Consider the following 26,914-nt stretch of genomic DNA (forward strand, 5'->3'; position numbering starts at 1 on the left):
TCCGACATGGCAGTTATGGCCGAGCCCGTTGTCGTGCCTGCAAGGCGCAGCAGTCTGTGGTCGAGAGCTTTCGAAAGCCGAAATTTTCTCGGCGCGATGTTCATGGTGCCGGCGATCGCCATTCTCATTCTGTTTCTCGCCTATCCGCTGGCGCTGGGCCTCTGGCTCGGCATGACCGATACCAAGATCGGCGGGGTCGGGCGCTTCATCGGCTTCGGGAACTTCGTCTCGCTGGCCAAGGACTCCGTATTTTGGCTCTCGGTGTTCAACACCATCTTCTACACGGTGGCGGCCAGCATCGTGAAATTCGCGATCGGCCTTTACCTGGCGCTGCTGCTCAACGAGCGGCTGCCGTTCAAGTCGATGGTCCGCGCCATCGTGCTGTTGCCCTTCGTGGTGCCGACGGTGCTCTCTGCGATCGCGTTCTGGTGGATCTATGACAGCCAGTTCTCGATCATCTCCTGGGTGCTGCTCAAGGCCGGCCTGATCACACGCTACATCGACTTCCTCGGCGATCCCTGGAATGCGCGCTGGTCGGTCGTCGCCGCCAATATCTGGCGCGGCGTGCCCTTCGTGGCGATCACGCTGCTGGCGGGACTTCAGACCATCTCGCCCTCGCTCTATGAGGCCGCCAATCTCGACGGCGCCACCAATCTGCAGCGCTTCCGCCACATCACGCTGCCGATGCTGTCGCCGATCATCGCGGTGGTGATGACCTTCTCGGTGCTGATGACCTTCACCGACTTTCAGCTCATCTACACCATCACGCGGGGCGGGCCGATCAACGCCACCCACCTGATGGCGACGCTGTCGTTCCAGCGCGCCATCACCGGCGGCAATCTCGGCGAGGGCGCGGCGATCTCGAACGCGATGATTCCGTTCCTGGTCGCGGCGATCCTGCTCAGCTTCTTCGGGCTTCAGCGTTCCCGCTGGCAGCAGGGCGGGAGGGACTGACCATGACCACGACGGACGACCAAAGCGTCGGAATGGACTACCTCGAGAGCTTTCCGCGGAGGTTTCTCCGCATCTACCTTCCGCTCGGCCTGATCATCTTCTTCCTGCTGTTCCCGTTCTACTGGATGGCGATCGCCACGTTCAAGCCGGACGCGGAGATGTACGACTACGAGAAGTACAATCCGTTCTGGATCGTGCATCCGACATTCGAGCACATCAAGAAGCTGTTCTTCGACACCGACTATCCGCTCTGGATGTGGAACACCGTGATCGTCTCGGTGTCCTCGACCTTCATCTCGCTGTTTGCCAGCGTCTGCGCCGCCTATGCCATCGAGCGTCTTCGCTACAAGGGCTCGCGCTATGTCGGCCTGGCGATCTTCCTGGGTTACCTGGTGCCGCCGTCGATCCTGTTCATTCCGCTCGCGGCGACGGTGTTCCAGCTCGGCCTGTTCGACGGCAATCTGGCGCTGATCCTGACCTATCCGACCTTTCTGATCCCGTTCTGCACCTGGCTCCTGATGGGCTATTTCCGCACCATCCCCTATGAGCTGGAGGAGTGTGCGCTGATCGACGGGGCGACGCGGATCCAGATTCTGACCAAGATCACGCTGCCGCTGTCGCTGCCGGGGGTGATCTCGGCGGGCATCTTCGCCTTCACGTTGTCCTGGAACGAGTTCATCTACGCGCTGACCTTCATCTCCTCGTCCGAGAACAAGACCATCCCCGTCGGTGCCATCACCGAGCTCGTCAACGGCGACGTCTACCATTGGGGCGCGCTGATGGCGGCAGCCCTGACTGGCTCGGTCCCCGTAGTTATCCTTTATTCCTTCTTCGTGGAGTATTATGTGTCGGCGATGACCGGCGCCGTGAAGGAATGATCGCGGGGCCGCAATGAGGGCGCGCTGAGGGCGGCGCGCCAATAAGAAGGAGTAGGCTCTTGCACATTCTGGTTTTGGGCGCCGCCGGCATGGTCGGCCGTAAACTCTGTGAACGGCTGCTGCGCGACGGCCGGCTCGGCAAGAGCGACATCACCAAGCTGACCATGCATGACGTGGTCGAGCCGAAACAGCCGGAAAAGGCCGGTTTTGCCGTCGAGACCGTGTCGGGCGATTTCGCCGTGCCGGGCGCTGCCGAGAAGCTGATCGCGGGCCGCCCGGACGTGATCTTCCATCTTGCCGCGATCGTCTCGGGCGAAGCCGAGCTCGATTTCGACAAGGGCTACCGCATCAATCTCGACGGCACGCGGATGCTGCTCGATGCTGTCAGGCTCGTCGGCGGCGGCTACAAGCCGCGCGTGGTCTTCACCTCCTCGATCGCGGTGTTCGGCGCGCCGTTCCCCGACGCCATCGGCGATGAGTTCTTCCACACGCCGCTGCTCAGCTACGGCACCCAGAAGGCGATCGGCGAACTGCTGCTGGCCGACTATTCCCGCCGCGGCTTTCTCGACGGCATCGGCATCCGCCTGCCGACCATCTGCATCAGGCCCGGCCTGCCCAACAAGGCGGCATCGGGCTTCTTCTCCAACATCCTGCGCGAGCCACTCGCCGGCAAGGAGGTCGTGCTGCCGGTGTCCGAGGATGTGCGCCACTGGCACGCCACGCCGCGCTCCGCCGTCGGCTTCCTGCTGCATGCCGGCACCATGGACCTCGCCGCGGTCGGCCCGCGCCGTAACCTGACGATGCCGGGCCTGTCGGCGACGGTGGGCCAGCAGATCGCAGCGCTCAAGCGTGTCGCGGGCGACAAGGTCGCCGCCCGCATCAAGCAGGAGCCCGATCCCTTCATCGTCGGCATCGTCGGCGGCTGGCCGCGCAACTTCAATGCAAAGCGATCGCTCGAACTCGGCTTCACCACCGCCGAGAAAACCTTCGACGACATCATCCGCATTCACATCGAAGACGAGCTCGGCGGCAATTTCGTCGCTTGACCTCAGGCTGAGCGGGTATCAGTGATGGCGAGCGTAGCTTGCATCGGCGAATGCATGGTCGAGCTCCGGCAGGCCCAGGGTGGGGCGTCCTCGGCGCAAGGGCAGGGCGGTGGCCTCTACTCGCGCGGCTTCGGCGGCGACACACTCAACACGGCCGTGTATCTGGCGCGGCTGGAGGTCAAGGTCGACTATCTCACCGCGCTCGGCGATGACGCCTTGAGCGATGAGATGATCGCGGCCTGGACTGCGGAAGGCGTCGGTACTAGGCGCGTCGCGCGGCTGCCGGGCAAGCTGCCCGGTCTCTACATGATCCAGACGGATGCGAAGGGCGAGCGCCAGTTCTTCCACTGGCGCGACAGTGCGGCGGCGCGCCAGCTGATGGATCTGCCGGAGACGGACGAACTCCTCAACTCGCTGATGAGCTATGACATCGTCTATCTCTCCGCGATCACGCTCTCGATCTACGACGCGGCCGGGCGCGCGCGCCTGTTCGCGGCGATCAAGCGCGCGCGCCTGCTCGGCACGCGCTTCGTGTTCGACACCAATTTTCGCGCGCGGGGGTGGCTCGACCGCGATGTCGCGCGCGAGGTGTTTTCAGCGGCCTTCGCGGCCGCCGACATCGTGCTGACCTCGACCGAGGATCTGCTCGCCCTCTATCCCGGCGAGAGCCATGACCAGTTGATGGCGCGCATTCCCACGCCCGAGCTGGTGTTCCGCCTCGCCGAGCCCGTCAGCCTGCTGCGCTTCCCCGGCGGGACCAGCGAAGTCCGTGCCGAACCCATGACCAAGCCCGTGGTCGACACCACCGCCGCCGGCGACAGCTTTGCGGCGGCTTATATTGCGGCGCGGCTGTCCGGTTCCGACCCGGTCGAGGCGGCCCAGGCCGGGCATCGCCTCGCCAGCCTCGTGATCTGCTATGCCGGCGCCATCATTCCGGGCTATGCCATGCCGCCGAAGAAGCGGCACCGGCAGGCCTCCTCTCGTCAAGCGACCAAGTAAAGAAGCGACATCAACGATGACCACGAGTGCCCAACAGAACCATCTCGTCGCGCTGTTCAAGGCCGCGACCGTTATTCCCGTCCTCACCATCGAGCGGATCCAGGATGCTGTGCCGCTGGCGCGCGCGCTGGTCGCCGGCGGCGTCCGGACGCTGGAGGTGACCATGCGCACCCCGGTTGCGATCGAGGCCGCGAGGGCGATGATGGCCGAAGTCCCCGAAGCGGTCGTCGGCATCGGCACGATCCTCAATCCGGCCGACTTCACCCGCGTCGAGAAGCTCGGCGTCGCGTTCGGTATCAGCCCGGGCCTGACCCCGGATCTGCTGAAGGCCGCCGCCCACAGCTCCCTGCCGTTTGCGCCGGGCATCGCCACGGCGTCCGAGCTGATGCTGGCGCTGTCCTACGGGCTCGATGTCGCAAAGTTCTTCCCGGCCGAGCAGGCCGGCGGCATCAAGGGCCTGCGCGCGCTTGCCGGGCCGTTCCCGAATGTACGGTTCTGCCCCACCGGCGGCGTCGGCGAGGCCAATGCCGCGACCTGGCTTGCCGAGCCCAACGTGGTCGCGGTCGGCGGTTCCTGGCTGTGCCCGACGGCGGAGATCAAGGCCGGGAACTGGGCCGGCATAACTGCCATCTGCCAGCGCACCCTCCAGGCCCTTAAACCTGCGTGAAGTCTTGCCATCGATCGGCTAAGACTTAGCTCAAGGTGAGACCCAGGGAGACAAGACCATGACCGCCAGCATCGTCGGATGGGCGCATACGCCGTTCGGCAAGTTCGACACCGAAACCGTCGAAAGCCTCGTCACCCGCGTCGCCAACGAGGCGATGGCCGATGCCGGCATTTCGGCCTCCGACGTCGACGAGATCGTGCTCGGCCATTTCAACGCGGGTTTCTCGCCGCAGGATTTTACCGCGTCGCTGGTGCTCCAGGCTGACCCAAAACTGCGCTTCAAGCCCACGACCCGCGTCGAGAATGCCTGCGCCACCGGCTCCGCTGCCGTCCATCAGGGCGTGCGCGCGATCGCGGCCGGAGCAGCCAAGATCGTGCTGGTCGTCGGCGTCGAGCAGATGACGCGCACGCCCGGACCTGAGATCGGCAAGAACCTGCTCAAGGCATCCTATCTTCCTGAGGACGGCGACACCGTCGGCGGCTTCGCCGGCGTATTCGGCAAGATCGCCAGCTCCTATTTCCAGAAATACGGCGACCAGTCCGATGCGCTGGCGATGATCGCGGCCAAGAACCACAAGAACGGCGTCGCCAATCCCTACGCGCAGATGCGCAAGGATTTCGGCTTCGACTTCTGCCGCGCCGAGAGCGAGAAGAACCCGTATGTCGCGGGTCCCCTGAAGCGCACCGACTGCTCGCTGGTCTCTGACGGCGCCGCGGCGCTGATTCTGGCCGATGCCGAGACCGCCAAGACCATGAACAAGTCGATCGGCTTCCGCGCCACCGCGCACGCCCAGGACTTTTTGCCGATGTCCAAGCGCGACATCCTCCAGTTCGAAGGCTGCACGGTCGCCTGGCAGCGCGCGCTGGAGCAGGCCGGCGTCACGCTGTCCGATCTCTCCTTCGTCGAGACCCATGACTGCTTCACGGTCGCCGAGCTGATCGAGTACGAAGCGATGGGCCTGACGCCGAAGGGGCAGGGCGCCCGCGCCATCAAGGAAGGCTGGACGCTCAAGGACGGCAAGCTGCCGGTCAATCCGTCCGGCGGTCTGAAGGCCAAGGGCCACCCGATCGGCGCCACCGGCGTCTCCATGCATGTGATGACCGCGATGCAGCTCGCGGGACAGGCGCCCGAGGGCATGCAGCTCAAGAATGCAAAACTCGGCGGCATCTTCAACATGGGCGGCGCGGCGGTTGCCAATTACGTCTCCGTGCTGGAGCCGTTGAAGTAGGCTCTCGTAGATATCGTAGGGTGGGTTAGCCGAAGGCGTAACCCACCGCTTCTGTCGCTGCAGAAATCAAAGGGGTGGGTTACGCTTCGCTAACCCACCCTTACGGCTCTCGGCTCCTGATCGATTTGCAGGGACATGCATCATGAGCAATGACTACGAAGCTTCGCTGTCGATAGACGCGCTCAACGACCGCATCGCGATCCTCGAGGACAATATAAGGCAGCTCATCGAGCAGGCCGCGGCCGCCTCGGGCGAGCAGAACGAGTCGCGGATCGCAGACCGCATCAATCAGCAGAACGACGAACTCGACCGTCTCCTCAAGATCCGCGAATCCCGCCAGAAGAAATAGCGGCCGCATCGGCCTGCGCATGCGGCCATACGCCGACCGCCCTTGCGCGCGCGGCTTCAGTGCCTTTAGCTGGACCGAAATCGCGGGGCCGCTTCCAGAGCCCGCGCAATCGGGAGCCAACCAATGGGGCCGCTGAAGGGCATCAAGGTCGTCGACATGACCACCGTGCTGATGGGGCCTTATGCGACCCAGATGCTCGGCGACTACGGTGCCGACATCATCAAGGTGGAATCGCTCGACGGCGACGTCACCCGCCTGATCGGCCCGATGCGTCATGCCGGCATGGGTCCGGTGTTCCTCAACACCAATCGGAGCAAGCGCTCGATCTGCCTCGACCTGAAGAAGCCCGCGGGCCGCGAGGCCGTGCTGCGGCTGCTGAAGGACGCCGATGTGCTCGTCTACAACGTCCGCCCGCAGGCGATGGCACGGCTCCAGCTCGGCTATGAAATTGTTTCCAAGATCAATCCGCGCCTGGTCTATGCCGGCGTGTTCGGCTTCGGCCAGGACGGGCCGTATGCTGCAAAGCCCGCCTATGACGATCTGATCCAGGGCGCCACGGCGCTCCCAGCATTGATGGCGCAGACCGGGGACGGCGTGCCGCGCTATGTGCCCAACGCGCTGGTCGACCGCATCGTCGGGCTCACCGCCGTCGGCGCGATCTGCGCCAGCCTCGTGCATCGCGACCGCACCGGCCGCGGCCAGCGCGTCGACATCCCGATGTTCGAGACCATGGCCGGCTTCGTCATGGGCGACCACATGGGCGGGCTCACCTACGAGCCGCCGCTCGACAAGGGCGGCTATGCCCGCCACCTCTCGCGCGACCGCCGGCCCTACAAGACCTCGGACGGCTATCTCAGTGTCATCGTCTACAACGACAAGCAGTGGGAGAACTTCTTCAAGGCGACGGGCCGCGACGATCTGCGCGCCGATCCCAAATTCGCGAGCTTCGCCGGCCGCGCCGCCAACATCGACGTCGTCTATGCCGAACTGGCGCGCATTTTTGAGACGCGCGCCACCGCCGAGTGGATCGAGTTGCTGACCAAAGCGGATGTCCCTGTGATGCCGATGCACGACCTCGCGTCGATGCTGCATGACGAGCACCTCGAGGCGACGAATTTCTTCCCGGTCGTGAACCACCCGACCGAGGGCCCGATCCGCAGCATGAAGGTCACGGCGACCTGGTCGGAGACGGAAGCCGAGCCGGTGCGGCTGGCGCCGCGGCTCAACGAGCACGGCGCGGAGATTTTGCGCGAGATCGGCTATTCCCAGGACGAGATCGACGCCATGGTCCGCGATGGCGTCACCCGTACGCCGCCTCGAAATGACGATGCGCAGGTGCTGCCGTGAGCTTCATCACCGGCGTCGGACTCACATCTTTCGGCAAGCACGAAGGCTCATCCTCGCTCGACCTGATGAGCAAGGCCGCGCAGGCTGCGCTCGATGATGCCGGACTCAAGCGCGTGGACATCGACGGCGTCCTCTGCGGCTACTCCACCGTCTCGCCGCACATCATGCTGGCCACCGTGTTCGCCGAGCATTTTGGCATCCGTCCAAGTTACGCCCACGCCGTGCAAGTCGGCGGCGCCACCGGGCTTGCGATGACCATGCTCGCCCATCATCTCGTCGAAGCAGGCGTCGCCCGCAATGTGCTCGTCGTCGCCGGTGAGAACCGCCTCACCGGGCAGAGCCGCGATGCCTCGATCCAGGCGCTGGCGCAGGTCGGTCATCCCGACTACGAGGTGCCGTTGGGGCCGACCATTCCCGCCTATTACGGGCTCGTCGCTAACCGCTACATTTATGAGTACGGCGTGACCGAAGAGGATCTCGCCGAGTTTGCGGTGCTGATGCGCGCCCACGCCTGCAGCCATCCCGGTGCGCAATTCCACGATCCCATCACGGTCGCCGACGTCATGGCCTCGAAGCCTGTGGCAATGCCGTTAAAACTGCTCGATTGCTGCCCGGTGTCCGACGGCGGCGCCGCCTTCGTCATCAGCCGCGAGCGGACCGGAGAGGCCGGCGTGCGCATTCGCGGCTGCGCCCAGGCCCATACCCATCAGCATGTCACCGCAGCGCCGCGCTTAAGCGAGCTCGGCGCCGAAATCTCCGTCGCCCGCGCCAAGGAGGCCACGGGCCTTGCGATCTCCAACGTGCGCTACGCCGCCATCTACGACAGCTTTACCATCACGCTGGCCATGCTGCTGGAAGACCTCGGTCTTGCGGGCAGGGGCGAGGCAGCCGCACGCGTGCGCGCCGGCCATTTCGGTCGCGACGGCGCGATGCCGATGAATACCCATGGCGGCCTGCTCAGCTACGGCCATTGCGGCGTTGGCGGCGCCATGGCGCATCTGGTCGAAGCGCATCTGCAGATGACGGGGCGGGCGGCTACCCGCCAGGTGCGCGACGCCTCGATCGCGCTGCTGCATGGCGACGGCGGCGTGCTGTCGTCTCACGTCAGCATGTTCCTGGAGCGGGTGCGATGAGCGAGCGTCTGGCGGATTGGACCAGGAGCGAGGAAGCCGTCACCTATCAGACCTGCACCGCATGCGGCCATGTGCAGTATTTTCACCGCGCTTTTTGCGCGGCCTGCGGCGCGTCCAATCCGCGCGTGGCGCGGGCCAGCGGCAAGGGCAGGGTCTACGCGACCTCGCTGGTCTGCCGTGCCGCCACGCCTGAGACGCGGGCGCACGTGCCTTACAATATTCTGCTGGTCGATTGCGCCGAGGGTTTTCGCATGATGGCGCATGGCGAAACCGATCTTGCCATCGGTGACGAGGTCACCGCCAGCTTTAAGCCGTTCGCGGGCAAGCTCGTGCCGTTCTTCGCGAAAAGAAAATAGCAGGATTCGTCATTCGGGGGCGGTCCAAGGGACCGAGCCTGGAACGGGAATTCTGGGCCTGGCTTGCTAGGGCCGCGCTAAGCGCGGTCCCGGGAGAGCCACCCCGGAATGACGAAAACACTCGCTACGCAACTCTTGCTAACGCCCGTAGAACAGGATGCTGGCGATGACGAGCATCGCCATCACCGCCAGCATATGCGCGAACGCTTCCGAGGCCGCCCCCTTGGTGGCTTCCTTCATGCCATTTTCTCCCTAGACTTGGGCGTGACTCATCGTTGCGCGACTAGCGCACCCGACGGCCAATTGTTTTTTACTCGGAACACCCCTTGCGAGTATTCGCTGCGATCAAGTCCCCACGCAGCGAATATCGACTGTGCCAAGGTCGATCAGCAATGCGGCGGCATTTTGACTCGATGTTGTTGCTCCTGCGGACGCGCAAGAATAGAGTTTCGAGGAATTTTCGCCGCTAACGACAAAAAGCATCAAAGGCTCAGGGAAAAACTTCAGGAAAATCATGGCCCGCATCAACTACAGCGACCCGTCCAAGGCATCCGACCGCACCCGCGAGATCCTCGACAAGAACCGCAATGCCAACATCTTTCGAATGATGTCGCATTCGCCGAGCTATTTCGAACAGTACTGCCGGCTCGGCGGCGCCATCCGCCACAAGGGCGAGCTCGATCCGATCGTGCGCGAACTCGCGATCACCCGCACCGGCATTTTGTGCGAGGCGCCGTATGAGATTGTCGCGCACAAGCGGATCGGCAAGAATGTCGGCGTCACCGACGAGCAGAACGAGGCGCTCGAGAACTGGCAGGTCGCGAACTGTTTCAATGAAGTGCAGCGTGCCGCGCTCGCCTTCACCGACGAGATCGTGAAATTGAACAAGCCTGCGGATGCGACCTTCAAGGCGATCTCGTCGAAGCTGTCGCCGGCCGCGCTTGTCGAGCTGCAGCTCTCGGTCGGCTTCTACATCATGACGTCGAAGTTTCTGGAGACCTTTGAGATCGACCTTCAGCCGGTCACCGAAGTGGTAGGCTGATCGAGGCATTGCTGTGAGGGATGCTCATGACGATCGATGAATATGCCGCCTGGGCTGCAACGATTGCGAAAGTCGATGGGCATCCGTCCAACGAGCGGTTGTCCTATCTCGGGCTCGGCCTTGCCGGAGAATCCGGCGAAGTCGCCGAGCACATCAAGAAGCTGCTGCGCGACGACTGGCTCGATCAGGCGGGGCTCGTCGATGAGCTCGGCGATGTCATTTACTACTGGGCCTGCCTGTGCGTGGCGACTGGCCGGAAGCCGTCCGAATTGCTCGACGCGAGCGCGGCGAAGATCAACCGGCGGCTAGGTGAGGCCGCGAGCCGTTGAACTGCTCAGGTGGAAGTCAAAATATCCACCTTGGCGTTGGCGACGATCAGGCGGTCGGCGAGGAGCTGCGCCAAATTGCGCATGATGCGCTCGCTGGCATGCGGGTGCTGCTTGCGGAATCGTTCGAAGTCCTTGAGGGGCACTTCGTACGCCGTCGCCGCCATGTCGGCGAACACGTCGGCGGAGCGGGTGGTTTCGATCAGCGCCATCTCGCCGAAGGCCATGCCGGCGGTGAGGGTTGCGAGCCGCACCCCGTCGGGCAGGGTGACATGCACCGCGCCGCTGCGCAGGAAGAACAGGGAATCGGCTGCCGTGCCCGCGGTGAGGATCTTTGCGCCGGATTGATAGGTCCGGATCGCGCAGATCGAGGCGAGGGCGGTCAGCTCGCCCTCGCTCATGCCCGATAGCAACGGCTGCTCGGCAAGCTCGGTGGTCTCGTGAAAGTCGATCGAGCCGCCGTGACGATAGACGATCTGGTCTTCGGCCCATTCGATCGCGGTGTCGAGAAGGTAGAAGTCGCGGACGTTCTTCAGCTCCGCCGTCCATTCCCGCAGCGTGTTCCATTCTTTCGAGGCGCGCCGGACGCCTGACAGGACGACGGTCACATTCAGCGCCGCGAGCTCCTCGAACGCCTCGGCGACCAGCCGCGCCCCGGCGCGTGTGGTGGAGGTGACGCGGTGCAGATCAAAGATCACGAATTGCGGTCGCGGCCGGCCCGCAAGCCGGCGCGAGACATAGTCGACCGCCGACAGCGACAGCGTGCCGACCAGCTCGATGACGCGCACCTCCTGCTGATGGGCTGCGAGAATGTCGCGCTCCTGCGGGCGGCGCACGCGCCGCGACGGGCTCCTGCCGATGTCGTAGTCGGCGATGACGGCGTTGCGCGCGTCGTCGCTGCGGTTGAGCATGTGAAGGTCGTAATGCGAGGACAGCGCCTCGCAGACCTTGATGCCGCGCACGCTGTTGCCGTGCTTGTCGAGCTTTGGCGAATAGCTGCCGAGGCCGAGACGCGCGGGGAGCGCCGCCAAAATCCCGCCGCCGACGCCGCTCTTGGCGGGAATGCCGATCCGGTAGATCCATTCGCCGGCATAATCGTACATGCCCGACGATGTCATCACCGACAGCGTGCGCGAGATTGCGTAAGGCGTCATCACCTGTTCGCCCGTCACCGGGTTGACGCCGCGGTTGGCGAGCGTTGCCGCCATCACGGCGATGTCGCGCGCCGTGACCAGCACCGCGCATTGCCGGAAATAGACGTCGAGGACGCCGGCGACATTGTCGGAGATCACCGCATTGGTCTTGAGGAGATAGCCGATGGCGCGGTTGCGGTCGCCGGTCTGGCTTTCGGAAGCGTAGACGGCCTCGTCGACAGCGAGATCGCGTCCGGCAAAGCGGCTGAGCGCGAGGCGGATCTCCTCGAAGGCCTTCGGGCCCTTGCTGTCGTAGATCAGTCCGGTGCAGGCGATCGCGCCGGCATTGACCATCGGATTGAACGGATGGTTTTCGGAATTGAGCCGGATCGAATTGAAGGGGTCCCCCGAGGGCTCGACACCGATCGCGCTCTCCACCCTGTTTGCGCCGAGCAGATCCAGCGCCAGCGCGAACACGAACGGTTTTGACATCGACTGGATGGTGAAGGGCACCCTGGAGTCGCCGACCTCGTAGACATGGCCATCCAGGGTCGCGAGGCTGATGCCGAAATAGGCAGGGTCGGCCTTGCCGAGCTCCGGAATGTAGTCGGCGACCGCGCCCGAGGTCTCGGCCGAGAATTCGTTGAGGCAAGTGTCGAGAAACCGCATCAAAGGTGGCTTTGAGCGGGTCCAGGCGGAGGCGAGAGGCGATTGCGGTGTCATCGGCTCTCTTGTGCAATGCAATCAGGGCACGCGCAACCCGTCCGGCACCACGGTCTGCCGCCGAACCAGCAGGAGGGCGAGCAAAACCGTGGGCACCAGGATGGTGAGGCCGAGCAGCGTCACCTGCAGCTGCGACAGCGGCATGATCCCGCCGCCGGGGGTGGCGACCACGAAGCCGCCGATCACCAGCAGCACGCGGATCGGCCATTCCAGCGCGCCGGCGCCGCGCAAGTCTCCGACGAAGGGCTGGTAGCCCTGGATGCCGCCGCAGATGAACAGCGTGCCGAACGCCGCGAGGGCCATCAGACCGAGACCGGCCAGATACGGGCTCGGCCCTTGCAGCACCAGCGCCGGATTGAGCACGAAGAAGAACGGTATGAAATAGATGATGCTGCCGACCCACATCGATTCCCAGCCCGTCTTCATCGCCGGCGAGCCGGCGATGCCCGCAGCTGCAAAGGACGCGATCGCGACCGGCGGGGTGATCGACGACAGCATGCCCCAGTAGAAGATGAACATGTGCACGGCCATCTTGTTCAGCCCGAGCTTCTCCAGTGCCGGGGCGATCAGGATGGCGAGGAAGATGTAGCAGGCCGTCGTCGTCAGCCCGAGCCCGAGGATCAGGCTGGTGAGGGCGCACATGCCGAGCAGCAGGAACGGATTGTCGCCGGCGATGTGCAGGAGATCGTTGGCGAGGCTCGACACCACGCCGGTCATCGAGAAGGCGCCGATCAAGAGACCGCAACCGGCGAGGATGCCCACGAGCTCGACGAAGGTGCGGCCGTTGACCTCGAGGAATTTTGAGATCGTCGCCACGGTCCAGCGCGTGTCCTTGGAGAACAGCTGGTTGAGCACGAGCAGCAGCGCCGTGGCGTAGAACGGCGCGTGGCTCTCGCGCTTGAAGTAGAGCAGCATCACGATCAGCAGCGCGATGACGAACACGTAGTACCAGCCGTCCTTGATCGTATCCATGACCCGCGGCAGGTCGGCGCGCGGAATGCCCTTGAGCCCGTGGCGCGCGGCGTAGGCGTCCACCTGCATGAACAGGCCGATGTAGTAGAGCGCTGCCGGAATGATCGCGGCGATGGCGACGTCGGCATAGCTGACATTGAGGAACTGCGCGATCACGAAGGCGGTCGCGCCCATCACCGGCGGCGCCAGCACCGCGCCCGTCGAGGCGCAGGCCTCGATCGCGCCGGCATAGGAGGCGCGAAAGCCGCTCTTCTTCATCACCGGAATGGTCATGGTGCCGGCGGTCAGCACGTTGGAGATGATCGAGCCCGACATCATGCCGAGCAGGCCGCTGGCAAAGATGCAGACTTTTGCGGCGCCCCCGCGAAAAGTGCCGCACAGCGCGAAGGCGAGGTTGATGAAGAATTTTCCGGCGCCCGTCATCATCAGCGCCGTGCCGAACACCAGGAAGCCGATTACGGTGTCGGCAAAGGCCTGGATGGGAATGCCGAGCAGGCTTTCGCCCGACAGCACGTGATAGGCGGTCGCCTGCTCCAGCGTCGATTGCGTGCCGCGGAACGGACCTAACCAGCCGGATTCCGCGAACAGCGGATAGACGGTGAAGGGGAAGACGCTGAGCAGCAGGCTCCAGCCCCCGGTGCGGCGCAGCGCCTCCATCAGCATCACCCACATCACGATGCCCGCGGCGATCACATTGTTGGGGGCGCCGCCGAATTCCCAGCCGGCCTCCGCGGCCTTGCGCACGTTCGACATCAACAGCAGCGCCGCTGCGAACGTTACGACGAAGAACGCGAGATCATACCAGGGAACGCGGTCGAGCGGCGCGCGCTGCGTGCCCGGAAAGATCAGGAACGTAAACGGCAGCATCAGCGCGATCAGAAGGTAGAAGTACTCCGTGTTGAGCTGGGTGTAACCGACGAAGAAGCGCAGCGAGAATTGCTGGTTGATGCAGAGCAGGATGGTGGCCGCAGTCGCGACCACCAGCGTCCAGCGCCAACCGCCGCGCAAGCTGCGGACGCGCGTGACCTCGGCTTCCTGCATATTGCCGGCGGCGCCGTGCGGATCGTCGAACACGATCCGCTTGGCCTCGACTTGCGGGGCAGTGGAGGTTGAAGCAGACGACATGATCGACCCCGCGCGTGGGCTGTAAAGTGTCAGCGAATATGGATGGCCGTTGTTTGAATCGATCGGGCCGCGGACTCTTCAACCTCTCCCGCTTGCGGGAGAGGGGGCGCACCTCATGCGTGGCGACGAACGAGCCCATTCCGTTCTAGTCCTCGAATCCGTTCGCCATGTCGGCCTTGGCGAGCGCCGCCGCGCGCGCCTTCATCCAGCCGTCGAGGAAGGCCTTGTCATCCGCAGGCGGATTGGATTTGCCGTAATCCGTCCACGCCGCGCCGAGCACCTCCTGCCGCTTGATCAGTCTGTTGTTGTGGGCATCCTGCGCGTCGCTCCATTGCCCGGCTTCCTTCAGCGCCTTGGCCGCGCCGGGATGGACCGGCACCACCCAGTTCTTGGTCTGCCGCTCCGCCGCAAGGCCGCCGGCGCCGGGCGCGGAATCCTTGTAGGCATCGTAGTTCACGATCATCGCCTTGGTGATCGCGTAGATCTGGTCGGCCGGTTGCGCGGCATAGGCGACGAAGATCGGGTAGGGGTAATTGCCGAGCTCGATTGGTTTCTCAGGCGAGATGCCCGCGCCGCAGGTCGCGACCTGCGGGAAGAAGAATGAGCCGACCTTCTGCATCCGCGCCCAGCCCTCCTTGTCCTTGGCGGGCAGCGGTGGCCAGATCAGGCCGCGCGGCGAGGTCTCGGCTTCCTTGGCGGGGCCGGTGATGGTGGTGCCGAAGGCGGCATCCGTGTCGTTGTTGATCAGGCCCTTCCACATCGCGCCGTAGCTTGCGAATTCGACGATCTTGACGTCCTTCTGCGTCAGGCCGGCGAAGGCGAGCACCGCGAGCGAGTTCTGGTTCAGTGCCGGCGAACCGACGACGAAGCCGACACGCTTGCCCTTGAGGTCCTTCAGTTCCTTCACGCCGGTGTCGGCGGCAACACCGAGCGTGCCGCAATTGCAGTCGACGGACGAGAGCAGGATCTGAAGCGGCTGCGGACCCCATTCCCTGGCGCCGAACTCGAACACGCCTTCCTGCGCGAAATAGGAGCCCGATCCCATCGCAGATGACGCCGCGCGCTTGGCGCGCAGCGGCGCGAGACGCGCGACGTCGTTACCTGCGGGGAGCACGCGCACATCGGTGCCGTATTTGTCCTTCATCATCTTGCCGACGCCGACCGCGATGTTGAAGCCGGCAGTGCCGGTGTCATAGGCGGTGAACGTCAATGTCGGCGGCAGCTTGATGTCTTCGGCAAATGCATAGCGTGTAGACGCAAAAGAAATGCTTGCCACCAAGGCAGGCGCAAGCATGATCAGCCCGCGAAACATGTTTTCCCTCCCATCGTCCCCGCGTTTGCCGCGAAGATTTTCTTTCTTTGTTTGAAACAGAATTTGTTTTGAAACGGATCATGTCACCGCGATCAAGCGATGGCAACGCCGTCTCGCCAGTGCAGGAATGAGTCTGACAGATTGTCGCGGAAACGGCGGACAATGCGGTCGTCAGTTCGCGACGATCGCGATAGCTTGTCGCTCGGCAACGACGTCGTCGAACTTCACCGGAAGCGACATGATCGTGCCGCTCGCGGGCGCCGGCACAGGTATCTCCATCCTCACCGCTTCGACCACCACAATCTCGTCGCCATCTGCAACGGTTCTTCCAACTTGCACGGGAGTTGCGGAAGATGCGTCCCGCGGCCTCGGCGACGATCTTAATTTCTGGCATGCCATCCGTTTCTGTTGTCGTTGCAAAACGCCTGAGGTAGCGTCATCTGCAAGTGGAATTTAATTCCGCACAGCGGAACAAGCGGTAGGGAACATGGGACGACGTTCAGAGCGGTTGAGTAGGCAAGGTGCGCTCGCTGGCGATGCCGGTGAGGGTGATGTCATCCAGGTGGTGTCGCGCGCGTTCGACGTGTTGCGATGCTTCGAGGGCCACGAGGCCAGGCTCGGCAATCTCGAGATTTCAAATCGCTGCGGCCTGCCGCGCTCGACGGTGTCGCGGCTCACGCACACGCTGACGCGCATGGGACAGCTCGTCTATCTGCCGCGCGACCAGAAGTATCGCATCGGGCCGAGCGCCGTGGCGATGAGTGCCTCGATGATGAAGGGCGCTCAGCTGCGCAGCATGATCCGCCAGCGGCTCCAGGAAGTGGCCGAGCAGCTTCCGGGCACGGTCGGCTTCGTGGTGCCCGATCGCTTCCATCTGGTCTATCTCCAGTTCGCGCGCTCGGCGACGGCGCTCGGCCTGCACGAGGGCACCGGCAGCCGCATCTCGATGGCCTCGACCGCCGCGGGCGCGGCCTACACCGCGGCGCTGGCGCCGGAGGTCGGCGATGCCTTCATTGCGGACATGGAGCGGGAAGCCCCCGAGGCTGTGAAAATCCTGAAGCCCCGCATCGAGGCCAACCGGCAGTCGCTGCGCGAGCGCGGCTATGTCGTGGCCTGCGGCCTGTGGAGCCCGCACATCAACGGGCTCGCGGTGCCGATCTGGTCGCCGCAATACCAGACCTTCGTCGTCATCACGATCGGGCTTCTGTCCGCGATGTATGACGAACAGCGTCTGCACGCCGAAGTCGCGCCGCTGATGGTCGCGCTCGGCCGCTCGCTCGGCAGCCTGATCGAAGGCGCGGACGGCGACGTCTTCAACAACCGCATCTCGCGCAAACCGGTCGCAATGGCCGTGCATAACAATAACAAGCCGATCAATTCGGAGGGAGTGGATGAACTGGAAGCCGGAACTCGACGAGCTCGCCCGGCGCGAAGCCTTCGCGCGGGAGATGGGCGGCGTTGACAAGGTCAAGCGTCAGCATGACCAGGGCCGACTGACTGTTCGGGAGCGTATCGACGGACTGACCGACAAGGGCAGCTTTCACGAGATCGGTGCCGTCTCCGGCATCGGCGAATACGATTCCAGCGGCGAGCTGCAGAAGCTGACGCCCGCGAACTGCGTGTTCGGCCGCGCGCGCATCGATGGCCGCACCGTCGTCGTGGTCGGCGACGATTTCACGGTGCGCGGCGGCTCGGCGGATGCATCCATCTCGGCAAAACCGTTGATGGCGGAGGAGATGGCGCATGATTTCCGTCTGCCCATCGTCCGCATCATCGAGGGATCCGGCGGCGGCGGCTCGGTCAAGACCATCGAGACCAAGGGCGCGGCGAATTTGCCCGGCGGGATCGGCGGCACGCGCTGGTATCGCTTCACGACGGAGAATTTGTCACGCGTGCCCGTGGTCGCGCTCGGCCTCGGCTCGGTCGCAGGGCTCGGCGCCGCGCGTCTTGCCGCCAGCCACTATTCCATCATGACCCGGAAGTCCGCGATGTTCGTCGCGGGGCCACCGGTGGTGAAGGCGCTGGGGCAGGACCTCTCGAAGGAAGAGCTCGGCGGCGCGGACATCCAGACCCGCGCGGGCGCGGTCGATCATGCGGTCGACACGGAACAAGAAGCATTCGCCTGCGCGCGGCGTTTTCTCTCTTACCTGCCGTCATCGGTTGACGGGCTGCCGCCGACCTTGCCCTGCACAGACAATCCGGAGCGCAGCGAAGAGGCGCTGATGAACGCGGTGCCGCGCAACCGCAAGCAGGTCTACAAGATACGGCCGATCATCGAACAGGTCGTCGACAAGGGCTCGTTCTTCGAGGTCGCCAGGAATTTCGGCAAGCCTGTGATCGTCGGCCTCGCGCGGCTCGAGGGCAGGGCGGTGCTGCTGCTTGCCAGCGACAGCTTTCACTATGGCGGCTCCTGGACCGCGGATGCCTGCCAGAAGGTGGTGCGCTGGGTCGACTTCGCGGAAACCTTCCATCTGCCGATCGTCTATCTCATGGACTGCCCCGGCTTCATGATCGGCCTCGATGCCGAGAAGGCGGGCACCATCCGCCACGGCGTCCGCGCCATGGCCGCGGTCAACCAGACAACGGTGCCCTGGTGCACCGTGATCCTGCGCAACGCCTTCGGCGTCGCCGGCGTGGTGCATCAGCCCGCCGACCGCTTCTCGATCCGCTACGCCTGGCCGTCGGCCTATTGGGGGTCGCTCCCGCTCGAAGGCGGCATCGAAGCCGCCTACCGCGCCGACATCGATGCGGCCGAGGACAAGGCGGAGAAGCTGAACGAGATCCAGGAGCGGCTGAACAAGCTGCGCTCGCCGTTTCGCTCGGCCGAAAAGTTCTGGGTCGAGGAGATCATCGATCCCCGCAAGACGAGGTCGCTGCTGTGCGAGTTCGCGCGACTGGCGGAGCCGCTGCGAAAGCCGGGGTCACCGGAAAATTTTTCGATCAGGCCGTAGCTTCAGCTGTCACTGCGGGCAGCTGTTGCCGACCTCAGCCCAATTGCGATTTGGCAAAATTGATCTATCGCAACGCCACGCCTCCCATTTTCTGCAAGCGTCTCGTTCGAAACGAGGGAGAGACGTCATGACAAATGCGGGTAACGCGCTGCTTTGGACAGCCATATTTTTCTGTCTGTCGTTCGCTGCAATTTTTGTCGTCTGGTTTGCCGAACGGTTGCGCGCGGGCCTCGTGAGGAAGCCGTAAAGCCTCCAGGGTTCGCTCCCTTTGTCACCTGCTGGCCAGGCGGCAGATGCCTGCCGCCAGGCGGTGCCTTCGGCGTCGCCGGCATCTGTGCTCGCGCTTTGCCGCAGCAGCGATGAGGTGACCTCAAAACAATAACGCGCTACGCTTCCCGGGCAAGAACAAGAGGAAGCGCCAATCGTGTATGACTTCATTATCGTGGGCGGCGGCTCGGCGGGGTCCGTGCTGGCCCACCGGCTCTCTGCCAGGAGCGCCAACAAGGTCCTGCTCTGCGAAGCCGGACAGGACACGCCGCCCGGCAACGAGCCGGCCGAGATCAGGGACAGTTATCCGGGCACGGCCTATTTCGATCCGCGCTTCCACTGGACCGAGCTCAAGGTCACGACCCAGATCGTCAGCCACAACAATCCGGACGTAGGGCGTCCGCCTTTGCGCAAATACGAGCAGGCGCGCGTGCTCGGCGGCGGCTCGTCCATCAACGGCCAGATGGCCAACCGCGGCGCGCCGACCGACTATGACGAATGGGACGCGCGCGGCGCTGCGGGGTGGAGCTGGAACGAGGTGCTGCCCTTCTTCAAGAAAGTCGAGCGCGACCTCGATTTCGACGGGCCGTACCACGGCAAGGACGGCAGGATCCCGGTCCGCCGCATTCCGCGGGAGCACTGGACACGGCATTCGGAGGCGTTCGCGCAAGGCTTCCAACAGGCCGGTCATCAATTCGTGGCCGACCAGAACGGCGAGTTCGTTGACGGGTTTTTCCCGGTGACGCACTCCAACCAGGCCGAGCAGCGCGTCTCGGCTGCCATGGGCTATCTCGATCGCGACACGCGCAAGCGCGCCAACCTCACCATCTCCACCAACACGCAGGTGAGGGAACTGCTGTTCGAAGGCACGCAATGCGTCGGCGTCAAGGCCGTGGTCGACGGACAGGAACAGCAATTCCTGGGACGCGAGATCATTCTCTCCAGCGGCGCCATCCATTCGCCGGCGCATCTGTTGCGCGCCGGCATCGGCCCGGTCGGGCACCTCAAGGATATGGGCATTCCGGTTCTGATGGGGCTGCAAGGCGTCGGTCAGCGCCTGATGGATCATCCCTCGATCTCGCTGTCGTCCTTTGTCCGCCGCGGCGCGCGCATGAACGAGCACACCAGGCGGCACATGCAGCTTGGCTTGCGTTATTCGTCCGGTCTCGAAGGCGTGCCGAAGGGCGACATGTTCGTCGTCCTGCTCAGCAAATCGGCCTGGCACGCCGTCGGCGAGCAGATCGGATCGCTGCTGACCTTCGTCAACAAGACCTATTCGGAGACCGGACAGGTCAAGCTCGCCTCGCGCGATCCGGCGGCCGAGCCGATCGTCGAGTTCAACCTGTTGTCCGACCGGCGCGACCTCGATCGCTTGATGAGCGGTTTCCGCAAGATGGCGGCCGTGCAGATGAGCGACGTCGTCAGGGCCGTGACGGACAAGCCGTTCCCGGCCTCCTATACCGACCGCGTGCGCAAGATCGGCGTGGTCAACACCAAAAACCGGATACTGACAAAAATCGCAGCCGCCCTGATGGACGGGCCGACGGCGCTGCGCCACTACATGATCGACAATTTCGTGGTCGAGGGTTTTACCTTCGACGACGTCATCAACGACGACGAGGCGCTGGAGGCCTTCGTGCGCAAGGCGACGATCGGCGTGTGGCACGCCTCCTGCTCATGCCGCATGGGCCGGGCCGACGATCCGATGGCGGTGGTCGATGAAGAGTGCCGCGTCAGGGGCGTGCAGGGACTGCGCGTGGTCGACGCCTCGATCTTCCCGGTGGTGCCCTGCGCCAACACCAATTTTCCGGTCCTGATGTCGGCGGAAAAGATCGCGGCCGCAATGATGCAGTGAGTCGGTGCCTCTATGCATTGGCCGCCGCGAATCAGGCCATTGAAGCGGACATCATGCAGCACAGATGTCAGAACTGTTCCCCAAAAGCAGGGTCTGGGGGTATGCGTCCTCCTGCGGAACCGGGAACCGGCCTTGGGCGTTTCCTTGCCGAATTCGCATTGGTTTGAACCAGGCCGCTAGCCTGCGCGCCTTGTGTCGAGACCGGAATGCGTCTTAGCAACGGAACTTCAGGGGGTTCAATGATTGGTTCTTCCAGCGGAGCCCAAACCAGCAACTCCGAAGATTTGCCGAGGATTTCGACCGGCAGTCAGGGTCTCGACGACATCCTCTATGGCGGGCTCGATCCCAATCGCATGTACCTCTACGAGGGGCGGCCCGGCTCGGGCAAGACCACGATGGCGCTTCAATTCCTCCTTGAGGGCGCCCGCTGCGGTGAACGCGTGCTCTATATCTCCTTGTCGGAAACCAAGCGTGAGCTGACGCTGGTCGCACAGCGGCACGGCTGGTCGCTGCAAAGCGTCGATATCTTCGAACTTGTACCGCCTGAGACGACGCTCGATCCGGAGCGCGAGCTCACCGTCTTCCACCCCGCCGAAATGGAGCTGAGCGAAACCACGGGTCTGATATTCAAGGAGGTCGAACGGATCAATCCCGCGCGCGTGGTGCTGGACAGCCTGTCCGAGCTGCGCCTCCTTGCGCAGAACCCGCTGCGGTACCGGCGCCAAGTTCTGGCCCTGAAGCACTTTTTCACCAACCGCAATTGCACGGTGATCCTTCTCGACGACCTCTCGTCCTCCCAGGACGATTTGCAACTGCATTCGATCGCGCATGGCGTTGTGATGCTCGAACAGCTCGCCATCGATTATGGAGCAGAGCGTCGGCGCCTTCGCGTGATCAAGATGCGCGGCATTCGATTTCGCGGCGGCTTCCACGATTTTACGATTGAATCGGGAGGTCTGCGGATATATCCCCGTCTTGTGGCAGCGGAACATCACGCCTCGTTTGTCGGCGAGGTCACGCCCAGCGGCAATGCAGAACTCGACCAGCTCCTGGGAGGCGGGCTCGAGCGCGGCACCAACGCGCTGCTCTTGGGCGCCGCCGGTGTCGGTAAATCCTCTCTCGCGCTGACCTATGCGATCGCGGCGGCAGGGCGCGGTGAGCATGCCGTGTTCTTTGCCTTCGATGAGGGGCGCGGTACTGTGGAAGCGCGGGCTCGAACGCTTGGACTCCCTCTTGAGAAACATCTTCAATCGGGGCTCATTCGGTTTCAACAGGTCGATCCTGCCGAGCTGTCTCCCGGCGAATTCGCCGCCAATGTGCGTAACAGCGTGGAAAAGGGTAACGCGAAGATCGTTATCATCGACAGTCTGAACGGTTACCTGAACGCGATGCCGGACGAGCGATTCCTCATCCTGCAGATGCACGAGCTTCTGACTTATCTCGGGCAACAAGGCGTGCTGACCGTCCTGATCCTCGCTCAGCATGGGCTAGTGGGTCCGATGGAAACGGCTCTCGATATCAGCTATTTGAGCGATGCCGTGCTCATGCTGCGCTATTTCGAGGTCGGGGGAACGGTGCGGCGTGCCTTGTCCGTCGTGAAAAAACGCAGCGGCGATCATGAACATTCCATTCGCGAGTTTCGTCTCGGTCGTGCCGGCATTAAGGTAGGTCCTCCGCTGACCGGGTTCAGCGGCATCTTTTCCGGGAATCCGCGTTACTCAGACACGGAAATGTCGGAAGGGCTGTCGGAATGAGCGCCGACCGCGATCATTGCGTCCTCGTGTTCGCTCCGATCGGCCGCGATGGACCGGCATCGGTCGAGCTTTTCCGCAATTCGAATCTCGTCGCAATCAATTGTCGAGGTCTACCTGAACTGGTCAGCGAGATGTCGGCGGGCGTGGGCGCGGTTCTTCTCGCCGAGGAGGGGTTGTTCGGGAAGGATATCAATCCGTTGGCACATTGGATCGAGCGGCAGCCGCCCTGGTCGGACCTGCCCTTCGTCATCCTCACCAGCCATCGCGAGCGGCCGACGGTGGTTGCCTGGCGCCGTAGCATCGTGGAAGCTCTCCGTAACGTCTCGCTGCTCGAGCGGCCGGTTCAGCCGATCACGCTGACCAGCGCCATTCAGTCGGCAATGCGGGCACGCCGGCGGCAATATGAAATTCGGACCCTGCTGCAGGCGCGCGAGCGGACGGCCCAGGAGCTAGAGAAGCTCGTGGTCGAGCGCACCCACGCGCTTGAGGAGGCCAACAAGCATCTGCGGGCCGAAATGGAAGAGCGCGCCCGCATCGAGGAAACCCTTCGCCAGGCCCAGAAGATCGAGGCCATCGGCCAGTTGACCGGCGGCGTGGCTCACGACTTCAACAATCTGCTGATGGTGATCTCCGGCGGTCTGGATATGCTCGACCGGCAGGCAGACCCTGATCGTCGTCGCCGTCTCATGGAAGGAATGGTCCAGGCGGCGCAGCGCGGTGCCGGCCTGACCAGGCAGCTCCTGGCATTCTCGCGACGGCAGAAGCTCCGGCCGGAGGCCGTGGACATCGCATCGCAATTCGGCGGCATGCGCGAATTGCTCGATCGGAGCCTGAGAGGCGACGTTCACGTGGAGTTTGATTTTCCCGATGGTCTTTGGCCGGTGGAAGTCGACGCGGGAGAACTCGAACTGGTCATTCTCAACCTGGCGGTCAACGCCCGGGATGCCATGCCGAACGGCGGCACGATCGTTGTCCGTGGCGAGAACCTGACGGGTCTGAACGAGGGGCAGATCGCCGGCGATTTCGTCCGTCTCTCCGTGGTCGATACCGGTGTTGGCATGAGCCCTGAGATCCTGTCGCGGGTCTTCGAGCCGTTCTTCACCACCAAGGATGTCGGGAAGGGCTCGGGGCTGGGGCTTGCTCAGGTCCACGGATTTGCAACGCAGTCACGCGGAATGGTTCGGATCAAATCGACGGTTGGCGAGGGGACCAGCATCGAGCTCTATTTGCCGCGATCCAGGAATATCCCTTCGGGTGAGCGGCATCTCATCGACCTGAACAGGGCTCGACCCAAGAAGGCCAATCATGGCCGTGTTCTCCTCGTCGAAGACGACGAGGAGGTCGCTGCGCTGGTTAGCGAAATGCTTGCGCAGCTCGGTTATCAGGTTACTCACGCGGCCAGCGCTTCGGCTGCCCTCGGCGCCTTGGCGGACGGCCGCTCTGTCGATCTCGTATTTTCCGACATCATGATGCCGGGCGGCATGAACGGTGTCGAACTCGCGCGTGAGATCAAGCGAAGGCGAAGCGACATCCCGGTCCTGCTGACGAGCGGATACGCCGAAGCCGCGGTTCGCGACGCCGAAAGGGCCGGCGTCCAGATCCTGCCGAAACCCTACCACATCGACGAGCTCGCCGCAGCGCTCGGCGCCGCCAAGTCGGACTTTCGGATTGACGCGGAAGCAAGCGCTCCGGAGCGTCGTGACCCGGCGGGAAAGATCGCCGAAGCCGGTCGAAACCTGCGAACGAGACGGCCGGTCGCCCCGGATCATTGATCTGGATCAATCGGTATTTTACCCAGCTTACTTTGGTGCTGCATGCACCCGCTGGCGCCCGAGCCAAGCCGGCAAGATCTAGTCCGATACCAGACTGCTCCGGACGGTGGGTGCGCGCCGGGGGGAGAACTGGATGCATCCACAGGGCCGTGCCACCGCTTCTCTGCACGTTGCAACTGCCGTGCTGACGGTCCTGGCTTGCGCGTCCTGCACGACGCGTCCTCTGCAAGGTGTGCTTGTTCCGAGCAGCGAGGCCGTTGAAGCCGTCTCGCGAGTCCCGATCCTCATCGGAACGACGCGCACGCGATCGAGCGGTGACCCCGGCGAGATGTTCAGCCGGGAGCCGTCCGGCGAGATGGCTTTCGCTCAGGTCACGGTCTCCATTCCGCCGGACGCTTCACGCACAGTCGGTGCAATCCAGTGGCCGGTGTCTCCGCCCGGCGACCCGCGCACGGATTTCGTCACGACGTCCGCGGACTATCTGGACCGCTCCGGATTTGGCGCTGCTATCACCACCGCGGCCAAGGCACAGCATCGCAACAAGGCGATGGTTTTCGTTCATGGATTCAACAACCGCTTCGACGACGCGGTGTACCGCTACGCGCAGTTCGTGCACGACGGCCGGCTTCCCGTCATTCCCGTGCTGTTTTCGTGGCCATCGCAGGGGGCGGGAAACCTTGGCTCATATCAGCACGATCGCAAGGTCGCGACGCAATCGGGCGCGGCGCTGGCCGAGTTCCTGGATGCCGTGAACGCCAATCCAGGCATCAAGGAGATCACGCTTGTCTGCCATTCCATGGGCTGCCTGGTCACGCTCGAAGCGCTGCGCGCGAGAGCGGTACGCGGCGGAACGGTGTCGAAGCTGAAGAACGTGGCGCTTGTCGCGCCCGACGTCGCGTTTGACGAGTTCATGGGCGAGGTCAGGGAGATGGGGCCCCGGCGCCCACGCATCGGTTTGTTTCTGTCCCAGGATGATGTCGCCCTCAAGATCTCGAAATCCCTTGCGGGAGGGACGAACCGCCTCGGCGACATCAATCCGGAGGAAGAGCCGTACAAGAGCGCGCTCGCGCAGCAGAAGATCCTGGTGTTTGACCTCACGCACGTGGGAGGGGATGACTCGCACTCCAGAGCCTTTGACTCGGTGAGCACTGTCATGGGGATGCTGGAGCGGAGGCTCGCACAGGGCCAGCAACTCAGCGAGGATGCGTCACGAACGGCCCCTGCGAGGTGAAGATTTTAGAGGAGCGTGACCGCCGATCATGCATGGGCCTCTCGGGCGCCAAGGCTGAGAGGCAAGGACGTTGTCGAAATTTGCAATGTTAACAGGATGCTCCTGTTTTGCCCGACGTGTCAAACCTCCTTGCCGACACGCTAAGTCATTGATCCGACTTGCCCCGGCTACTGTGCATGGGGTTGTTTTCGCGCTTTTATGGTTGAAGCACCTGGCGAGGCGCCGGCCTCACGCGCTCTCCGTCTCCCGGTGCACGTCGTGCACCACGAGACCCATGCCTTCGTCGGGCATCTTGATCCAGTCGCGGCGCTTCAGGGTGCGCTTGGTGTCTTCGTAGCCGCTTGTCCAGTGCTCGCGCATCGAGGTGCCCGAGAATTCGTGGTCCTTGGCGTCGCCCTCATAGGCCTTCTGCTGGTAGATCAGATGCAGGATCGCGATCTCCGGCATGTGGCGCAGGCTCGACTTGAGCTCGCGGTCCTCGTCGGACAATTGGTCGTCCGGGACCTTCGCCAGCGCCTTGTACAGCAGGACCTTGAGATTGTGCGTGCGGCGGTAGACGTCGGTGTTGTGGCGCGTGCGCGAGGAATACATGATGTCCTTCTGGCGGGCCAGCACGTCCTGCATCGAACGGGGCAACACGCCGCGGGCGCTGAACAGGTCGACCTGGAACACCAGCGAATTGAGCGCGTCCTCCTGGTCGAGCAGATGCTGAAGCGGGGTGTTGGAGACGATGCCGCCGTCCCAGAAATGATCGGTGCCGATCCGCACCATCGGCAATGCCGGGGGCAGGGCGCCGGAGGCCATGATGTGCTCCGGCTCGATCACGTCGTGGGAATTGTCGAAATAGATGAAATTGCCGGAAAGCACGTTCACCGCCCCGACCGCGAAGCGGACCTTCTTCTCGTTGATGAGATCGAAGTCGACGAGCTCCAGCAGGCTCTCCTTGAGCGGCATCGTGTCGTAATAGCTGGTGGCCGTGCGGGCGCCGACCGGGCTGAACCAGGGATTGACCTGATGCGGGCTGAAGAAGCCCGGCTGGCCCATCGCCGACGTCATCCACGCGCTGGTGAGATTGCGCCACTGGCGGAAGATGTCGCCGTCAGGCGTGTAGTGCCAGATCTTGCGGTTGGTGATGCGCTCCCAGAAGATGCGCAGCGCCTCCAGCCGCTTCTCCGGCTTGTTGCCGGCGATGATGGCAGAGTTGATGGCTCCGATGGAGACGCCGCAGACCCAGTCGGGCTCGATGCCGGCCTCGTGCAGCGCCTGGTAGACGCCGGCCTGGTAGGCGCCCAGCGCGCCGCCGCCTTGCAGCACCAGCGCGACCCGGTCGCAGCGCTCGGGCCGCCAGCCCGTGGAGGGAGGCTGATGGGTCTGATGAGCCGGTTGCGACGTTCGGGCGTCCATGGTGTGTCTCCCTGCGTGAAACAAAACGATTGCGTCCCGCGGTGACGGCGTGATGACAATTTTGGCGCCGGTGCATCGCTTGCATGCACA

General features: G+C 63.8%; 23 protein-coding genes and 1 pseudogene. 18 read left to right on the top strand and 6 right to left on the bottom strand.

Annotated features, from left to right (window positions below):
- Positions 1-15: 15 nt before the first annotated feature.
- The 10 genes from IVB31_RS04490 to IVB31_RS04535 all read left to right on the top strand — a co-directional run bounded on the left by IVB31_RS04490 (position 16) and on the right by IVB31_RS04535 (position 8,957).
- A complete protein-coding gene (locus tag IVB31_RS04490) occupies positions 16-954 on the top strand; it encodes a sugar ABC transporter permease (RefSeq protein ID WP_247319423.1) in 939 nt (312 codons plus the stop codon).
- A gap of 2 nt (positions 955-956) precedes the next feature.
- Positions 957-1,832, top strand: a complete 876-nt coding sequence (locus IVB31_RS04495; RefSeq protein ID WP_247318989.1) for a carbohydrate ABC transporter permease — start codon at positions 957-959, stop codon at positions 1,830-1,832.
- A gap of 59 nt (positions 1,833-1,891) precedes the next feature.
- Complete coding sequence (gene denD / locus IVB31_RS04500) at positions 1,892-2,878, top strand: D-erythronate dehydrogenase (protein WP_247318993.1); 987 nt, start codon at positions 1,892-1,894, stop codon at positions 2,876-2,878.
- Positions 2,879-2,902: 24 nt separating this feature from the next.
- Entirely contained in the window at positions 2,903-3,877 is a 975-nt protein-coding gene (locus IVB31_RS04505; RefSeq protein WP_247318994.1) for a sugar kinase, read from the top strand.
- A gap of 16 nt (positions 3,878-3,893) precedes the next feature.
- Entirely contained in the window at positions 3,894-4,544 is a 651-nt protein-coding gene (gene eda, locus IVB31_RS04510; RefSeq protein ID WP_247319011.1) for a bifunctional 4-hydroxy-2-oxoglutarate aldolase/2-dehydro-3-deoxy-phosphogluconate aldolase, read from the top strand.
- A 58-nt stretch (positions 4,545-4,602) separates the two neighbouring features.
- Positions 4,603-5,772, top strand: coding sequence for an acetyl-CoA acetyltransferase (locus IVB31_RS04515; RefSeq protein WP_247319013.1), 1,170 nt, complete (start codon positions 4,603-4,605; stop codon positions 5,770-5,772).
- A 142-nt stretch (positions 5,773-5,914) separates the two neighbouring features.
- A complete protein-coding gene (locus tag IVB31_RS04520; protein WP_247319015.1) occupies positions 5,915-6,121 on the top strand; it encodes a hypothetical protein in 207 nt (68 codons plus the stop codon).
- Positions 6,122-6,244: 123 nt separating this feature from the next.
- On the top strand, positions 6,245-7,468 hold the full coding sequence (locus IVB31_RS04525) for a CoA transferase (RefSeq protein ID WP_247319016.1): 1,224 nt from the start codon (positions 6,245-6,247) through the stop codon (positions 7,466-7,468).
- Positions 7,465-8,601, top strand: a complete 1,137-nt coding sequence (locus IVB31_RS04530) for a thiolase family protein (RefSeq protein ID WP_247319017.1) — start codon at positions 7,465-7,467, stop codon at positions 8,599-8,601. The genes IVB31_RS04525 and IVB31_RS04530 overlap by 4 nt, the downstream gene beginning before the upstream one ends.
- Entirely contained in the window at positions 8,598-8,957 is a 360-nt protein-coding gene (locus tag IVB31_RS04535; RefSeq protein WP_247319018.1) for an OB-fold domain-containing protein, read from the top strand. The genes IVB31_RS04530 and IVB31_RS04535 overlap by 4 nt, the downstream gene beginning before the upstream one ends.
- 345 nt (positions 8,958-9,302) lie before the next feature.
- On the opposite strand, the gene IVB31_RS04540 is transcribed toward IVB31_RS04535, so the two are convergent.
- Positions 9,303-9,473, bottom strand: a complete 171-nt coding sequence (locus IVB31_RS04540) for a hypothetical protein (protein ID WP_247319019.1) — start codon at positions 9,471-9,473, stop codon at positions 9,303-9,305.
- On the opposite strand from IVB31_RS04540, the gene IVB31_RS04545 reads away from it, so the two are divergent.
- Both IVB31_RS04545 and IVB31_RS04550 read left to right on the top strand, forming a co-directional pair.
- A complete protein-coding gene (locus IVB31_RS04545; RefSeq protein WP_247319021.1) occupies positions 9,472-9,999 on the top strand; it encodes a carboxymuconolactone decarboxylase family protein in 528 nt (175 codons plus the stop codon). The genes IVB31_RS04540 and IVB31_RS04545 overlap by 2 nt on opposite strands.
- A gap of 26 nt (positions 10,000-10,025) precedes the next feature.
- Positions 10,026-10,328, top strand: a complete 303-nt coding sequence (locus tag IVB31_RS04550; RefSeq protein ID WP_247319023.1) for a nucleoside triphosphate pyrophosphohydrolase family protein — start codon at positions 10,026-10,028, stop codon at positions 10,326-10,328.
- Between the two features lie 5 nt (positions 10,329-10,333).
- Here the strand turns inward: IVB31_RS04550 and glsA are convergent, their stop codons facing one another.
- The 4 genes and pseudogenes from glsA to IVB31_RS04570 all read right to left on the bottom strand — a co-directional run bounded on the left by glsA (position 10,334) and on the right by IVB31_RS04570 (position 15,984).
- A complete protein-coding gene (gene glsA, locus IVB31_RS04555; protein WP_247319025.1) occupies positions 10,334-12,181 on the bottom strand; it encodes a glutaminase A in 1,848 nt (615 codons plus the stop codon).
- Positions 12,182-12,202: 21 nt separating this feature from the next.
- A complete protein-coding gene (locus IVB31_RS04560) occupies positions 12,203-14,278 on the bottom strand; it encodes a TRAP transporter permease (RefSeq protein ID WP_247319029.1) in 2,076 nt (691 codons plus the stop codon).
- Between the two features lie 145 nt (positions 14,279-14,423).
- Positions 14,424-15,590: a TAXI family TRAP transporter solute-binding subunit gene (locus IVB31_RS04565; protein ID WP_247319032.1), complete on the bottom strand. Its 1,167-nt coding sequence runs from the start codon at positions 15,588-15,590 to the stop codon at positions 14,424-14,426.
- A gap of 171 nt (positions 15,591-15,761) precedes the next feature.
- A pseudogene (locus tag IVB31_RS04570) lies at positions 15,762-15,984 on the bottom strand (acetyl-CoA carboxylase biotin carboxyl carrier protein subunit).
- Between the two features lie 93 nt (positions 15,985-16,077).
- On the opposite strand from IVB31_RS04570, the gene IVB31_RS04575 reads away from it, so the two are divergent.
- The 6 genes from IVB31_RS04575 to IVB31_RS04600 all read left to right on the top strand — a co-directional run bounded on the left by IVB31_RS04575 (position 16,078) and on the right by IVB31_RS04600 (position 25,420).
- Positions 16,078-17,052, top strand: coding sequence for a helix-turn-helix domain-containing protein (locus tag IVB31_RS04575; protein WP_247319035.1), 975 nt, complete (start codon positions 16,078-16,080; stop codon positions 17,050-17,052).
- Positions 16,982-18,541 carry a carboxyl transferase domain-containing protein gene (locus IVB31_RS04580; RefSeq protein ID WP_247319037.1) on the top strand — a complete coding sequence of 520 codons (1,560 nt, stop codon included), beginning with the start codon at positions 16,982-16,984 and terminating at the stop codon, positions 18,539-18,541. Before IVB31_RS04575 ends, IVB31_RS04580 begins: the two co-directional genes overlap by 71 nt.
- Positions 18,542-18,965: 424 nt before the next feature.
- Positions 18,966-20,663: a GMC oxidoreductase gene (locus IVB31_RS04585; protein WP_247319040.1), complete on the top strand. Its 1,698-nt coding sequence runs from the start codon at positions 18,966-18,968 to the stop codon at positions 20,661-20,663.
- Positions 20,664-20,902: 239 nt separating this feature from the next.
- Positions 20,903-22,417 (top strand): ATPase domain-containing protein, encoded by a 1,515-nt coding sequence (locus IVB31_RS04590; RefSeq protein ID WP_247319042.1) that lies wholly within the window; start codon positions 20,903-20,905, stop codon positions 22,415-22,417.
- Complete coding sequence (locus IVB31_RS04595) at positions 22,414-24,189, top strand: response regulator (RefSeq protein ID WP_247319044.1); 1,776 nt, start codon at positions 22,414-22,416, stop codon at positions 24,187-24,189. The genes IVB31_RS04590 and IVB31_RS04595 overlap by 4 nt, the downstream gene beginning before the upstream one ends.
- Positions 24,190-24,322: 133 nt before the next feature.
- Positions 24,323-25,420, top strand: coding sequence for an alpha/beta fold hydrolase (locus IVB31_RS04600; RefSeq protein ID WP_247319047.1), 1,098 nt, complete (start codon positions 24,323-24,325; stop codon positions 25,418-25,420).
- Between the two features lie 228 nt (positions 25,421-25,648).
- Here IVB31_RS04600 and IVB31_RS04605 read toward each other — a convergent pair whose 3' ends face one another.
- Entirely contained in the window at positions 25,649-26,824 is a 1,176-nt protein-coding gene (locus tag IVB31_RS04605) for a patatin-like phospholipase family protein (RefSeq protein WP_247319049.1), read from the bottom strand.
- Positions 26,825-26,914: the final 90 nt, after the last annotated feature.

It is taken from the genome of Bradyrhizobium sp. 21 (assembly GCF_023073335.1).
Classification (GTDB): domain Bacteria; phylum Pseudomonadota; class Alphaproteobacteria; order Rhizobiales; family Xanthobacteraceae; genus Bradyrhizobium.

Coding starts and splice junctions, on each gene's coding strand:
- IVB31_RS04490 (WP_247319423.1), top strand. CDS start 16: ATGGCCGAGCCCGTTGTCGTGCCTGCAAGGCGCAGCAGTCTGTGGTCG.
- IVB31_RS04495 (WP_247318989.1), top strand. CDS start 957: ATGACCACGACGGACGACCAAAGCGTCGGAATGGACTACCTCGAGAGC.
- IVB31_RS04505 (WP_247318994.1), top strand. CDS start 2,903: ATGGCGAGCGTAGCTTGCATCGGCGAATGCATGGTCGAGCTCCGGCAG.
- eda (WP_247319011.1), top strand. CDS start 3,894: ATGACCACGAGTGCCCAACAGAACCATCTCGTCGCGCTGTTCAAGGCC.
- IVB31_RS04515 (WP_247319013.1), top strand. CDS start 4,603: ATGACCGCCAGCATCGTCGGATGGGCGCATACGCCGTTCGGCAAGTTC.
- IVB31_RS04520 (WP_247319015.1), top strand. CDS start 5,915: ATGAGCAATGACTACGAAGCTTCGCTGTCGATAGACGCGCTCAACGAC.
- IVB31_RS04525 (WP_247319016.1), top strand. CDS start 6,245: ATGGGGCCGCTGAAGGGCATCAAGGTCGTCGACATGACCACCGTGCTG.
- IVB31_RS04535 (WP_247319018.1), top strand. CDS start 8,598: ATGAGCGAGCGTCTGGCGGATTGGACCAGGAGCGAGGAAGCCGTCACC.
- IVB31_RS04545 (WP_247319021.1), top strand. CDS start 9,472: ATGGCCCGCATCAACTACAGCGACCCGTCCAAGGCATCCGACCGCACC.
- IVB31_RS04540 (WP_247319019.1), bottom strand. CDS start 9,473: ATGATTTTCCTGAAGTTTTTCCCTGAGCCTTTGATGCTTTTTGTCGTT.
- IVB31_RS04550 (WP_247319023.1), top strand. CDS start 10,026: ATGACGATCGATGAATATGCCGCCTGGGCTGCAACGATTGCGAAAGTC.
- glsA (WP_247319025.1), bottom strand. CDS start 12,181: ATGACACCGCAATCGCCTCTCGCCTCCGCCTGGACCCGCTCAAAGCCA.
- IVB31_RS04560 (WP_247319029.1), bottom strand. CDS start 14,278: ATGTCGTCTGCTTCAACCTCCACTGCCCCGCAAGTCGAGGCCAAGCGG.
- IVB31_RS04565 (WP_247319032.1), bottom strand. CDS start 15,590: ATGTTTCGCGGGCTGATCATGCTTGCGCCTGCCTTGGTGGCAAGCATT.
- IVB31_RS04575 (WP_247319035.1), top strand. CDS start 16,078: ATGGGACGACGTTCAGAGCGGTTGAGTAGGCAAGGTGCGCTCGCTGGC.
- IVB31_RS04580 (WP_247319037.1), top strand. CDS start 16,982: ATGAACTGGAAGCCGGAACTCGACGAGCTCGCCCGGCGCGAAGCCTTC.
- IVB31_RS04590 (WP_247319042.1), top strand. CDS start 20,903: ATGATTGGTTCTTCCAGCGGAGCCCAAACCAGCAACTCCGAAGATTTG.
- IVB31_RS04595 (WP_247319044.1), top strand. CDS start 22,414: ATGAGCGCCGACCGCGATCATTGCGTCCTCGTGTTCGCTCCGATCGGC.
- IVB31_RS04600 (WP_247319047.1), top strand. CDS start 24,323: ATGCATCCACAGGGCCGTGCCACCGCTTCTCTGCACGTTGCAACTGCC.
- IVB31_RS04605 (WP_247319049.1), bottom strand. CDS start 26,824: ATGGACGCCCGAACGTCGCAACCGGCTCATCAGACCCATCAGCCTCCC.